Here is a 12,175-nt window from a genome sequence, read left to right as displayed (position 1 = left end):
TTTCAGGAGCTCAGGCCGAGTGCCCAAGCAGATCCACAGCCCAGGGAAGCCAAGGACCCCGAGAAACCCGGGAAAACCGAAGAGGCTCTCAGGGCGGGGGCAGGCGCAGGTCGGCGAAGACCGCCCGGTGGTCGGTGCCGGGAACGGTGTGCACGCTGACCGCGTTCACCCCCACCCGCTGGTCCGCCACGACGTGGTCGATCGTGATCAGTGCCGGGACGCGCTTGTTGACCGGCCAGGTGGGAGTGAGGCCCTCCCCGGCGCTGTCGGCCGCGTCCAGATAGCCGCGGCTCAGGAAACGGCGCATGGCCGCGTGGTCGAGGCTGGCGTTGAAGTCGCCCGCGAGGATACGGATCGTGCCGGGCGCGGCGGAGGGCAGGGCGTCCAGCGCCGCCGTCCAGTCGTACACCTGCCTGCCCAGCGGCGGGAAGGGGTGCACGTCGACGATCTCGACGGGCATGGCGCCGGGCACGGTCATCAGCGCGGCGGGCATGTTGTGCCCGATCGCCTCGAACAGGTCCTTCCTGGCGGTCAGCGGATACCGCGAGTACAGGCCACTGCCGCCGGCGCTCCACTCCGGCTCCAGCACCTGGTACGGCATGATCTTCTCCAGCCCGGCCGCCTGGAACTTCTCGACCATCCCCGGGGTCAGCTCCTGGGTGCTGAACACGTCCGGGTTCAGCCGCCTGACCAGGGCCATCACGGCTTCGGGCTCGGCGTGCCCGAACAGCGTGTTGAGCGTCAGCACCCGCAGGGGCGTTCCCGCCACGGGATCCCCGGAACGGAAGGCCCGGGGAAGCACGCTGAAGCCGAGGGCCGTGGTGGTGACCAAGGCCACCGCCGTAACCGCCCGGTTGCGGGCCAGTACGGCCAGCAGCACCGGTACGAGCGAGGCCGCGGCCACGTACGGGGTGCCGGTCATGAGCTGGGTGGTCAGCGCGTCGCGTTCGAGCCCGGCCACCCGGGCCACCGCCCAGGCGGCGAACGGGGTCACCGCGGCCCAGGCGAGGGTTGTGGGGATCCTCCAGCGCCGCCGTCGCCCCGGCGATACGACGGTGCCCCCGATGTCATCGGTGCCCCTGTCAGCCACAACGTCCATGCTCACAGTGCCCCGATCCGCTTCGTACAGCTCAACGAGGATGAAGATATCCGGGGAGAGGTGAGACAAGCGTAAAACGGTCCAACGTCCCCGGGGCATGCGCGGGACGGGCCGGGACCGGTCACGGAACCGTGCGCAGGACCTCGCGGGCGCGGCGGGCCAGGCGGCGGGTCGCCTCGTCGGAGAGCTCGGGGATCTCCTCCACCGGGAACCAGCGCAGGTCGAGCGACTCGGCGCTGATCACGGCCTCGACGTCGGCGGGGGCGACGGCGCCGTACTCGACGTCGAGGTGGCTGCTGTGCGGCGGGTGGCACCAGACCACGTGCCGGTCGAGCGCCAGCGGGCCCGGCAGCAGCCGCAGGCCCGGGATGCCGGACTCCTCGGTGGCCTCACGCAGCGCCACCGCCTCCAGGGAGGCGTCGCCGCGCTCGCAGTGACCTCCCATGGGCAGCCACATCCCGGCCTTGGGGTGCAGCGTCAGCAGCACCCGCTCGCCGTCGTGGGAGAGCACCGCGGTCGTGGCCGTCAGGTGACCGGGGACGCACTCGCGCCACATCGCGTCGTCATGGGCGTGGACGTGCTCCAGGAACTCCTTGCGGAGGATCTCCTCCTCGGCCGTGGGCGCGGTCCACCCGGTGAGCACGTCCTTCGCATCGGCGCGCAGGCTCACGCGCCGCCGTCCCGGCCGCTGTCCCGGCCGCCGTCGTCCTCCCGGCCCTTCCCGTCGCCGTCGCCCTCCTCGCCGGGGGCGGCCGGAGGCCGGGTCCCCTCCAGGGACGACAGGTCGAGCTCGGGCTCGCCCCGGACGAACCTCTCGGGGTTGTCGAGATCGTCGGCGGTGGGCATCAGGTCGGGGTGGTTCCAGACCGCGTCGCGGCCGTCGACGCCACGGTCGGCCTCCAGGGCCTGCCACAGGGTGGCGGCCTCGCGCAGGCGGCGGGGCCTGAGCTCGAGGCCGACGAGCGTGGCGAAGGTCTGCTCGGCGGGGCCTCCGGTCGCCCTGCGGCGCCGTACGGTCTCCGACAGCGCGGTCGCCGAGGGGAGCTTGCCGTCGGCGGCGCCGTCCACGACGGTGCCGACCCAGCCCTCGACCAGGGCGAGCATGGTCTCCAGCCGGGACAGGGCGGCCTTCTGCCGCTCGGTCTCCTCGGGCTTGAGCAGGTTGCCGCCGCTCAGCGCCTGCTGGAGCTGCTCGGGATTGTTGATGTCGAGCCCGCGGAGCTGCTCCTCCAGCGCGGACGCGTCCACCGTGATGCCCCTGGCGTACTCCTCCACGGCTCCGAGCAGGTGCGCGCGCAGCCACGGCACGTGCTGGAAGAGCCGGTGGTGGGCCGCCTCGCGCAGGGCGAGGTAGAGGCGGATCTCCTCGGCGGGGGTCTCCAGGCCCTGGCTGAACGCCGCGACGCCGCCGGGCAGCAGGGCGGCGTTGTCCGACAGCGGCAGGCCGATGTCGGTGGAGCCGATCACTTCGAGGGCGAGCGAGCCGACGGCCTGGCCGATCTGCTGGCCGACCATCATGCCGCCCATCTGTTTCATCATCCCCATCAGCGGCCCGGCCATGGCCTGGGCCTCCGCGGGCAGACCGGTGGCGCCGAGCGTGCCACTCATGGTCTCGACCATGCGGGCGGCGATCGGGTCACAGAGCTTCTGCCAGACCGGGACGGTCTTCTCGATCCACTCGGAACGGCTCCACGCCTGGGGGTTGCTCACCCCGCTCGGCAGGGAGGTGGCCTCGTTGAGCCACAGGTCGGCCAGATTCAGGGCGTCGACGATCTGGCGCCGCTCACCCTCCATGACACTTGGATCGCCCTCGGCGACCACCACGTGTCGTGCGATGTTCTTCGCCATGTCCCAGTTGACGGGACCTGAGGTCGGCGGAGCGGAGAGCATGTCGGCGAACTGACGCATTGCCGCTGCGATCTGCTCCGGGTTGCCGAACATGGCGAACGGATTCTCGTTGGGGTCGTTTTCCCGACCTGGCAAGTCAGTCACCGCTCTACCTCGTGCAGGATGGAGGAGTCCACATCCGCCACGTTATCCGTCGCATGGCGGGTCAGTGCAAAGTGAGGACCTGGTGCCTACCTCGAAACGCTCCCGGCCCCCCGTCGTCGCCGTCACCGGCGCCGCCTCGGGCCTAGGCCGTGCCTTCCTCGCGAAGGTCGCCTCGTCTGCGGATTTCCGCAGGGTCGTGGCCATCGACGAGCAGCGTGGTGACGTTCCCGACGTCACCTGGCGGGTCCTCGATGTTCGAGATCCGCTCTTGGCGAACCGCATATCCGATATTGACGTGCTCGTGCATCTGGCGGCCGACTACGCCCTCGACGCCAACCCGGCGGAGCGGCGCGCCTACAATCTGCGAGCGGCCCAGACGGTGCTCACCGCCAGCGCCGCCGCCCGGGTGCGGCGGGTCGTGCTGGTCACCAGCGCGATGGTGTACGGCGCCGTTCCCGACAATCCGGTCCCGCTGCCGGAGGGGGCGCCGGTCGCCGCCGAGCCCGACACGGGCATGGTCGGCGACCATCTGGAGATCGAGGCGCTGGCCAGGCGCTCCCTGCGCAGCCACCCCGGTCTCGGCGTGACCGTGGTCCGGCCCGCCGCCGTGGTCGGTCCCGGCGTCGACAGCGTGGTGACCCGGCACTTCGAGGCGCCCCGGCTGCTGACCGTCAAGGGATGCGAACCCCGCTGGCAGTTCTGCCATGTGGACGACCTCGTCTCGGCCCTTGAGATGGCCGCGCTCGGCACGGTCTCGGGGGTGGTGGCCGTCGGCGGCGAGGGCTGGCTGGAGCAGGAGCAGGTGGAGGAGATCTCCGGGCTGCGCCGGCTGGAGCTGCCCGCCGGGCTGACCTTCGGCACCGCCCAGCGCCTGCACCGCCTCGGCGTCACCCCGGCCCCGGCCACCGACCTGCACTACGTCGTCTACCCGTGGGTGGTCGACTGCGCCGCGCTGCGCGAGGCCGGATGGAAGCCGGTGTGGACCAACGAGGCCGCGTTCGAGCAGCTCCTGGAGCTGCGCGAGGGCAGGCACACCGTCGTGGGCCGCCGTCTGTCCGGCAAGGAGGCCACGCTCACCGCGGCCGGCGCCACCGTCGCCGTCCTCGGTACCGCGGCGATCGTCCGCGCCGCCCGCAAGAAGCGCCGCACCTGACGTCCGCGCGGGCCGTACGGGCTCGTACGCCCATGCGAAGGGCAAGAGATCCCGGGGGGTACGCGGCCGAGGGCCGTTTCTCCCTGGCGGTACGCTTTGCGGCGTGGATGTCATCCGGTTGCTCGATATTCGCGACAGCGCGCTCTCCGTCGACGAGGTGCTCGCCGCCGTCGGCGACCACGCCGCGGGCGGCACGACGGTCTTCGTCGGCACGGTACGCGAACAGGACCACGGCAAGCCGGTCACGAGCCTGTCCTACTCGGCGCACCCGAGCGCCGCGGACGAGCTTCGCCGGGTGGCCGAGAAGATCGCCACGGACTTCCCCGTGACCGCGCTGGCCGCCGTCCACCGGGTCGGCGACCTGCGACTCGGTGACGTCGCGGTCGTCGTCGCGGTCGCCGCGCCACACCGGGGCGAGGCGTTCGAGGCATCCCGCAGGTTGATCGACGACCTCAAGAGCCAGGTCCCCATCTGGAAGAACCAGGTTTTCACCGATGGCTCCTCCGAGTGGGTGGGGGCCTGCGAGTGAGATCGGCCGTCGGCGCGGCGACGTCCGGGTGCGGTTTCATGACCTGTCGTACGGCATAGGCTTTGTCCATGTCCCGACGAGCGCTGACCCTCATGGTGGCGGGCTTCCTCACGCTCATGTTCGCGCTGGTCGGCGGCCTGCTGCCGGTGCCGTACGTCGTGCTGAGCCCCGGGCCGACCGAGAACACCATCGGTGACGTCGACGGCAAGCCGGTGATCAGCGTCGAGGGGCGCCAGACGTACCCGACGGAGGGCAAGCTCAGCCTCGTCACCGTCGCCTACCAGGGCGGCCCCGGCACCAGGATCGACCTCTTCAGCGCGCTCAAGGGATGGATCGATCCCACCATCGCGGTCGTGCCCGAGGAGACGATCTTCCCTCCGGCGACCACCGCGAAGCAGGTCGAGGAGCAGAACACCCAGGAGATGACGAACTCCCAGGACGACGCGACCGCGGCGGCGCTGACGGAGTTGAAGATCCCCTACAGCTCGGTCGTGACCGTGGCCTCCACGGAGAAGGGCCTGCCGGCCGACGGGAAGTTCAAGGTCGGCGACGAGATCGTCTCGGTGGACGGCACGCCCGTGTCCGACCGCGAGACCGTCTCCGCCGCGGTCCGCAGGCACAAGCCGGGGGAGCAGGTCGGTTTCGTCGTCAACCGGGGCGCGCAGAGCGTGACCGTCGCCGTCCCGACCGCCGCGGGCAAGGACGGCACCCCCCTCGTGGGCATCACCATGCGGGTCGGCTACAAGTTCCCCTTCCAGGTCAAGATCAACGTCGGTGACGTCGGCGGGCCGAGCGCGGGGATGATGTTCTCGCTGGGCATCGTCGACAAGCTCACCCCCGGGGCGATGACCGGCGGCAGATCCATCGCCGGGACCGGGACGATCACCGCGGAGGGCCAGGTCGGCCCGATCGGCGGCATCCAGCAGAAGATGGTCGGCGCCAGGAAGGCGGGGGCGACGGTCTTCCTGACCCCCGCGGAGAACTGCGCCGAGGCGGTCAAGGCGATCCCGTCCGGCCTCAGGCTCGTCAAGGTCGCGACCCTGCGCGAGGCCGTCCAGGCGGTCGACGCGATCCGCACCGGCTCCGGCCCCGTGCCGGCCTGTCCGGCCGGCTGACCCCCGAACCGGGCGGGCCGACCCCGGAATCGGCCGTGGAATCGGGCGGGAGGAGAAGCCCGGAAAGCGGGACGCGGCATCCGAATGAGGTAAAAAGATCCGGTTTTCCGCTCCTGGACCGCGTCGTGGGGCACTCATCAGGGCTCTCGTACGTTGGACCTGTGGACCCGAGACCAGACGGGTGTTGTGGCCGGACCGTGCCCGAAAGGCTGAACGCGACCCAACTCCCGCCGGTGTAGGTTGCCAGACACGGACCGTGCTCTTACGACAAGGGGTTGGCCTTGAGCTTCCGGACCCCCGGAGCCGGCAGGGCAATGCGCTTGCCCCGCCGGCCACGACTGCTAGTTCCCGTCGCGATCGCGTTGGTCGCGATAGTTGCGTTGTTCTTCCTTTTTGCCGGTATTTTCACTGATTACCTTTGGTACGAATCGGTCAATTACACGGCCGTCTTCTCCGGTGTGGTCGTCACGCAGATCCTGCTGTTCGCCGTCGGCGCACTGCTGATGGTCGGGATCGTCGGCGGCAACATGCTGATGGCGTACCGCATGCGGCCGATGTTCGGTCCGGGGATGTTCGGCGGCGCCAGCGGCGCCGACCGGTATCGGATGGCACTCGACCCGCACCGCAAGCTGATCTTCCTCATCGGCGTGGCGGTGCTCGGCCTGTTCTCGGGATCGTCCTTCTCCGGTCAGTGGAAGACCTGGCTGGAGTTCATCAACGCGACGCCGTTCGGTGAGACCGACCCGCAGTTCAAGATGGACATCTCCTTCTTCATGTTCACCTATCCCTTCATCCGGATGGTGCTGAACTTCCTGTTCGTCGCGGTGGTGCTCTCCGCCCTGCTGGCGGCGATCGTGCACTACCTGTACGGCGGGTTCCGGCTCCAGTCGCCCGGCGTGCACGCCTCGCGCGGCGCCAGGGCGCACCTGTCGGTGCTGCTCGGCATCTTCGTGCTGCTGAAGGCGATCGCCTACTGGGTCGACCGGTACGGGCTGGTCTTCTCCGACCGGGGATTCCGGCACGGTGCCTCCTACACCGACGTCAACGCGGTGCTTCCCGCGAAGAGCATCCTGGCGATCATCGCCCTGATCTGCGCGGTCCTGTTCTTCGCCGGGGTCGTGCGGTCCGGCGGCATGCTGCCCGGCGTCGGCTTCGGCCTTCTGGTGCTCTCGGCCATCCTGATCGGCGGGGTCTACCCGGCCCTGGTCGAGCAGTTCCAGGTCAAGCCGAACCAGCAGGGCAAGGAGCAGGAGTACATCAAGCGCAACATCGACGCGACCCGAAAAGCCTACGGCGTCAACGACGCCGAGGTGATCGACTACACGGCTCAGGGCGACCCGACCAAGGTCAACGTCACCGCCGACAGCTCCATCTCCGGCGTACGCCTGCTCGACCCGAGCCTGGTCGCCAAGACCTACCAGCAGAAGCAGCGGATCCGCGGTTACTACGACTTCCACGAGCCGCTCGACGTCGACCGCTACCCCGACGCGAACGGCACGATGCGCGACACCGTCGTGGCCGTGCGAGAGCTCACCGGACCGCCGGCCGAGCAGAACAACTGGATCAACCGGCACCTCGTCTACACCCACGGCAACGGTTTCGTGGCCGCTCCCGGCAACGAGGTCGACTCCGAGGGCCTGCCCAACTTCGACGCCAAGGACATGCCGGTCACCGGCGCCCTGGTGGACCGGACGAAGCTCAAGGAGTCGAGGATCTACTTCGGCGAGGCACCCGGCTCGACCGAGTACGTCGTCGTCGGCGGCACCGGCCAGCAGAAGCAGGAGCTCGACTACCCCGAGAGCGGCGGCACCGGCCAGAAGAACACCACCTACGACGGCAAGGGCGGCGTCCCGGTCGGGTCCTTCCTCAACCGGATGCTCTACGCCGCCAAGTACGGTGAGATCAACCTGCTGCTGTCGGGTGACGTCAACGCGAACTCCAAGATCCTCTATGAGCGCAACCCGCAGGCGCGGATCGCCAAGGTGGCGCCGTTCCTGAGCCTGGACGACAACCCCTACCCGGCCATCGTCGGCGGCAGGGTGGTCTGGATCGCCGACGCGTACACCACGTCCAACGCCTACCCGTACTCCCAGAGCAAGAGCCTGGAGGCGATGACGCGCGACACCATCACCGACCCGCGCCTGGTGGTCCCGCAGCCGCGCGACCAGATCAACTACATGCGCAACTCGGTGAAGGCCATGGTCGACGCCTACGACGGCACCGTCAGCCTGTACGCCTGGGACGAGAAGGACCCCATCCTGCAGACCTGGCGCAAGGCGTTCCCCGGCGTCATCAAGCCGCAGACGGAGATGTCGACCGAGCTCAGGCAGCACCTTCGCTACCCGGAGGCGCTGTTCAAGGTCCAGCGTGACGTGCTCTCCCAGTACCACATCGCCGACCCGAACGCCTTCTACAGCGGCCAGGACTTCTGGAACGTCCCGAACGACCCGTCCTCGGGCGAGCGCGACATCAAGCAGCCGCCGTACTACCTGTCGGTCAAGATGCCGAAGACCGATGCGCCCTCGTTCTCGCTGACCACCACGTTCGTGCCGCGCCAGGGCCCCAACCTGGCCGCGTTCATGGCCGTGGACGCCACCCCGGGAGACGACTACGGGAAGCTGCGCATCCTGCGCATGCCGTCCAACACCACGATCCCCGGCCCCGGTCAGGTGCAGAACAACTTCCAGAACAAGTTCTCCGGCGAGCTCAACCTGCTCGGACTCGGCCAGGCGAAGGTCCGCTACGGCAACCTGCTGACCCTGCCGTTCGCCGACGGCCTGGTCTACGTCGAACCGGTCTACGTGGAGATCGCGGCCGCCTCCGGCCAGGAGCCGTACCCGATCCTCCGCCGCGTCCTGGTGGCCTACGGCAGCAAGGTCGGTTCGGCCGACACGCTCAAGGGCGCGCTGGAGCAGGTCTTCGGCAACGGCACCCAGGCCGCGCCGCAGCAGGAGACCCAGCCCGGCGAGGCCAAGCCGGAGGAGGCACAGTCCACCACCGCGCTGGCCCAGGCCATCGACGAGGCGCAGAAGGCGTACGACAAGGCGCAGGCCGCCCTCCGGGCCAACCCGCCGAACTGGACCGACTACGGCAACGCCCAGAAGGAGCTCCAGGCGGCGCTGTCGAAGCTGAAGGGCACCGAGGCGACGCCGAGCCCCGCGCCCACCCCGTCGCCCTCGTCGTCGGGATCCCCGGCGCCGTCGGCGACACCGTCCGCCACCCCGGTCCCATCGGCCACACCGACACCCACACCGAATCCCTAGAAGACACCGGGGGCTCAGCGCTATTCGATTCGCGTCCACCACCAAAGCCGGGTATGGTTGAGACATACACCGACGCGGGGTGGAGCAGCTCGGTAGCTCGCTGGGCTCATAACCCAGAGGTCGCAGGTTCAAATCCTGTCCCCGCTACCAAAGAAAGGCCCCGGTCGCCGGAAACGGCGACCGGGGCTTTTTGTATTGCCCCACTCAGCCTTTTTCACGTGTCCGTCTCCGAAAAGCCGGGTCACGCCCCTCGCCGGGCACGGTCTACGCCGACGGGTGTAGGGCATCCACCGCCCACGGTCTGACGACCCGGCCACGTGTCCGGGACAACCCTTGAGCCGTACGGGAGACGGCGGGCCTCTCACCCGCCTCTTCCGCCGATTCCAGACGTGAGTCGAGCGGTGAAAGGCAGATGGAATGCACACGGATCCCACATCCGACGGCTCCTCGACCGCCGGGGGCAAGGCAGGCACCGAGCCCGGCGGGTCCGGACCCCGAGAGTCCAGGACACGGATCGTCCTCGGAGCCGTACTGGCCCTGCAGGTGTTTGTCATCGTCCTGCAGGGCCTGACCGCCGGGCAGGTCCTCGGTGGCGCCACGGACGCCCTGAGCCTGCACGGTATGGGCGCCCTGCCCGTCCACGTGCTTGGGCTCGTCCAACTGGTGACCGCGGTGCTGCTCTGGCGGCCCGGCCGAGGCCCGGCCTGGCCCGCCCTGGCGAGCCTCGTCCTCCTCGTCGGCGGCTTCGCGCAGTCGATGACCGGCGGTGAGGGCATCACCGTCGTCCACGTGCCCCTGGCCCTCGGGCTCATCGCGCTCACCGTGGGCATGCTGGTCTGGGTGATCACACCGCGGCCCGAGTCCCCACGGGAGGGGTAGCGCGAGGCGCGCCACCCGGCTGGGAGAGCGAGGCGCGCCACCCCGCGTTCCCGCGCCGATTTGCAGCCGGAGGGGGGTTCTGGATATTGTTCAAACACACCGACGCGGGGTGGAGCAGCTCGGTAGCTCGCTGGGCTCATAACCCAGAGGTCGCAGGTTCAAATCCTGTCCCCGCTACCAATCGGAAGGCCCTGATCTCCCAGAGATCAGGGCTTTTCGCATTTCCGGCCTCCCGTGCTGGGCGTCGGCGCGGGAAAGGCACGTCGTACGCACCGGACGTACGGGGGACGCCGGAGTGCGACGGGTGCCCGAGTCCGAGAGGTAGCGTGCGGCTGTGGCCGAAACGTCCGAACCTGTCCTGCGCTGGCGCGTGCGCCGCGACCTCCTCATCATGAAGATCGTCGGCGCGCTCGCCTTCGCGGTGCTCACGATCCTGACCCTCGGCGACGTCCGGGGGGCGCTCCTGGCGGGTGCCGCGTCCGCGATCCTGGCGGCGCTGGCGGTGCGTGACGTCCTCGCGCCGGTACGGCTGACCGCCGACGGCGAGGGCCTCGTCGTGGTGAGGGGCTTCGCCGGATTCGAACGGGTGCCGTGGAGGTCCGTCGAGCGTATCCGGGTGGACACGCGGACCCGTTTCACCTCGCGTACGGAACTCCTGGAGATCGACACGGGGGAGGGCATCCACCTGCTCAGCCGGTTCGACCTGGGGGTGCCGTGCCAGCAGGTGGCCGACGAGCTCCGCTCGTTCCGGACGGGGTCGTAGCCCGCCCGGTCCCCGGCGACCTGGGGCTCGTCCCCGGGACCGTTCCCGGCGTCCTTGGACTCCGGGCCGGGGTCCGGCGCCGGTGGGCGGCTGCCGGGCCCCGGCCCGCGACGGCGTCTCTCAGGCTCTGGCCCGCACCCGGCGATGTCTCGGGACGAAACTGGGCTTGGTGCGGCGCGCCAGCAGGCTCACCTTGTAGAAAGCCCAGCAGGTGAGGAAGGCCCCGAAGGAGACCTGCCCGATCCACGTCCACGTCGAGGTCTCGACGGCCGCGAACATCACTACACCGGTCCAGACAAAGCCGAAGGCGCCCACGAGGGTCGCCGCGGCCCAATTCAGCCCTCGCTGCAACATGCCTGGAGTCTTACAGATCTTGGTTCAAGCCCAGGTCAATGACGCGGAACGCCTCATCGTGGGAGGCTACGGCTTGTGCCGGCACACCTCCGCGCGCGAGCCCCGCCGGTGTTCATCGGAGTCGCTCCAAAAGGATTCTCCTCAAGACAGGCCAGCAGTGCCGCCGCGGTGTGGGCGTCGGCGAGGATCCGGTTCACCTCGTCCTCGGATGTCGGGAGCTGGCCGCGCTTGGCGAGCTCGTCGGTGAGGAAGGTCAACGGCTCCGGGTAGCCGGCCGCCTCCGCGGCGACCGTTGCCCGAGCCGCGGTGAGGAGACGCAGATAGTAGGCGCGGAGGGTCGCCTCTCTCATACGTGCGTCTTCAAGGTCGTTCAGCAGAGACCTGGCGACCCTCAGTAGGTCACCTGGGTGGTCGGCCTCCGCGTCGATGTGCGCGCGGATGTCGTCGAACTCCGAGCGGGTCATGATGCTCACCTCCACGGCGGAGTCAGGAATCTGACCCTCGCGCCTACTTCGTATCCAGCGTCGATTGCGGATGGCTTGACGTCTGGTTGCGCGCTTCGACTTCCTATGACTGTTTGGGACGCGCGAGCCGCTGGGAAGGTTGGCAAGTTGTCTCTGTGACGTGAGAGTCCTGGTAGTGTTCTTTCCGCAGGGCAGCGAACCCCCAGGTTTAAACCTCCAGGGGCGGACGAACTGCCCGGCACACCCCTCTCTCCATCCCGGCAAACCGGGCGCGTCCGTACGATTGGACAGCGGCCGGATGTTGGAGTAAGTTAGAGGGGTTGCCCTGGAAACGGGGCGTCGCAATCCTAGCGGGTTCGACGGGATCGAGTCGAGCGTCGGAGAATCCGACAGTTTGACACGAAAACGACGCTCTCGATAAGATAGTGAATACGAAATGGAACGCCCCGGAGTTCTACCCGGCTGGTTGGCTGGGTCTGGGTGATGGTGTACGCGTCCGTTTCTTGAGAACTCAACAGTGTGTTAAAAGCCAGTGCATGAAGCACAACCCCGTCCTACCACCCT

Annotated in this window: 11 protein-coding genes and 2 tRNA genes; 8 read left to right on the top strand and 5 right to left on the bottom strand. The window is 69.1% G+C overall.

Annotated elements, in window-relative coordinates; translation table 11 throughout:
- Window positions 1–88: 88 nt before the first annotated feature.
- The 3 genes from ABD817_RS28100 to ABD817_RS28090 all read right to left on the bottom strand — a co-directional run bounded on the left by ABD817_RS28100 (window position 89) and on the right by ABD817_RS28090 (window position 3,040).
- Window positions 89–1,099, bottom strand: a complete 1,011-nt coding sequence (locus ABD817_RS28100; RefSeq protein ID WP_344921192.1) for an endonuclease/exonuclease/phosphatase family protein — start codon at window positions 1,097–1,099, stop codon at window positions 89–91.
- Between the two features lie 121 nt (window positions 1,100–1,220).
- The gene (locus ABD817_RS28095; protein ID WP_344921191.1) at window positions 1,221–1,769 is read right to left on the bottom strand and encodes an NUDIX hydrolase; all 549 of its coding nucleotides are present in this window, start codon (window positions 1,767–1,769) and stop codon (window positions 1,221–1,223) included.
- A complete protein-coding gene (locus tag ABD817_RS28090) occupies window positions 1,766–3,040 on the bottom strand; it encodes a zinc-dependent metalloprotease (RefSeq protein ID WP_344921489.1) in 1,275 nt (424 codons plus the stop codon). The genes ABD817_RS28095 and ABD817_RS28090 overlap by 4 nt, the downstream gene beginning before the upstream one ends.
- Before the next feature lie 130 nt (window positions 3,041–3,170).
- Here ABD817_RS28090 and ABD817_RS28085 point away from each other — a divergent pair, with 130 nt between their 5' ends.
- The 8 genes from ABD817_RS28085 to ABD817_RS28050 all read left to right on the top strand — a co-directional run bounded on the left by ABD817_RS28085 (window position 3,171) and on the right by ABD817_RS28050 (window position 10,793).
- Window positions 3,171–4,244: an NAD-dependent epimerase/dehydratase family protein gene (locus ABD817_RS28085; protein ID WP_344921488.1), complete on the top strand. Its 1,074-nt coding sequence runs from the start codon at window positions 3,171–3,173 to the stop codon at window positions 4,242–4,244.
- Window positions 4,245–4,347: 103 nt separating this feature from the next.
- Window positions 4,348–4,773, top strand: a complete 426-nt coding sequence (locus ABD817_RS28080) for a molybdenum cofactor biosynthesis protein MoaE (RefSeq protein ID WP_344921190.1) — start codon at window positions 4,348–4,350, stop codon at window positions 4,771–4,773.
- 68 nt (window positions 4,774–4,841) lie between these two features.
- Entirely contained in the window at window positions 4,842–5,888 is a 1,047-nt protein-coding gene (locus ABD817_RS28075; protein WP_344921189.1) for a YlbL family protein, read from the top strand.
- Between the two features lie 314 nt (window positions 5,889–6,202).
- Window positions 6,203–9,151 (top strand): UPF0182 family membrane protein, encoded by a 2,949-nt coding sequence (locus ABD817_RS28070; protein WP_344921188.1) that lies wholly within the window; start codon window positions 6,203–6,205, stop codon window positions 9,149–9,151.
- 73 nt (window positions 9,152–9,224) lie between these two features.
- A tRNA-Met gene (locus ABD817_RS28065) sits at window positions 9,225–9,301 on the top strand.
- Between the two features lie 267 nt (window positions 9,302–9,568).
- Window positions 9,569–10,030, top strand: coding sequence for a hypothetical protein (locus ABD817_RS28060; RefSeq protein ID WP_344921187.1), 462 nt, complete (start codon window positions 9,569–9,571; stop codon window positions 10,028–10,030).
- A 103-nt stretch (window positions 10,031–10,133) separates the two neighbouring features.
- Window positions 10,134–10,210 (top strand) — tRNA-Met (locus ABD817_RS28055).
- Window positions 10,211–10,364: 154 nt separating this feature from the next.
- Window positions 10,365–10,793, top strand: coding sequence for a PH domain-containing protein (locus tag ABD817_RS28050; protein ID WP_344921186.1), 429 nt, complete (start codon window positions 10,365–10,367; stop codon window positions 10,791–10,793).
- A 120-nt stretch (window positions 10,794–10,913) separates the two neighbouring features.
- Here ABD817_RS28050 and ABD817_RS28045 read toward each other — a convergent pair whose 3' ends face one another.
- Window positions 10,914–11,147: a hypothetical protein gene (locus tag ABD817_RS28045; RefSeq protein WP_344921185.1), complete on the bottom strand. Its 234-nt coding sequence runs from the start codon at window positions 11,145–11,147 to the stop codon at window positions 10,914–10,916.
- A 53-nt stretch (window positions 11,148–11,200) separates the two neighbouring features.
- The gene (locus ABD817_RS28040; protein ID WP_344921184.1) at window positions 11,201–11,611 is read right to left on the bottom strand and encodes a hypothetical protein; all 411 of its coding nucleotides are present in this window, start codon (window positions 11,609–11,611) and stop codon (window positions 11,201–11,203) included.
- Window positions 11,612–12,175: the final 564 nt, after the last annotated feature.

It is taken from the genome of Streptosporangium oxazolinicum (assembly GCF_039537505.1).
Lineage (GTDB): Bacteria > Actinomycetota > Actinomycetes > Streptosporangiales > Streptosporangiaceae > Streptosporangium > Streptosporangium oxazolinicum.
This window is presented reverse-complemented; position numbering and strand designations above follow the sequence as displayed.

Bases quoted from the DNA above. Each gene is read 5' to 3' on its own strand.
- ABD817_RS28075 (WP_344921189.1), top strand. From the start codon at position 4,842: ATGTCCCGACGAGCGCTGACCCTCATGGTGGCGGGCTTCCTCACGCTC.
- ABD817_RS28090 (WP_344921489.1), bottom strand. From the start codon at position 3,040: ATGTTCGGCAACCCGGAGCAGATCGCAGCGGCAATGCGTCAGTTCGCC.
- ABD817_RS28070 (WP_344921188.1), top strand. From the start codon at position 6,203: ATGCGCTTGCCCCGCCGGCCACGACTGCTAGTTCCCGTCGCGATCGCG.
- ABD817_RS28040 (WP_344921184.1), bottom strand. From the start codon at position 11,611: ATGACCCGCTCGGAGTTCGACGACATCCGCGCGCACATCGACGCGGAG.
- ABD817_RS28060 (WP_344921187.1), top strand. From the start codon at position 9,569: ATGCACACGGATCCCACATCCGACGGCTCCTCGACCGCCGGGGGCAAG.
- ABD817_RS28045 (WP_344921185.1), bottom strand. From the start codon at position 11,147: ATGTTGCAGCGAGGGCTGAATTGGGCCGCGGCGACCCTCGTGGGCGCC.
- ABD817_RS28100 (WP_344921192.1), bottom strand. From the start codon at position 1,099: ATGGACGTTGTGGCTGACAGGGGCACCGATGACATCGGGGGCACCGTC.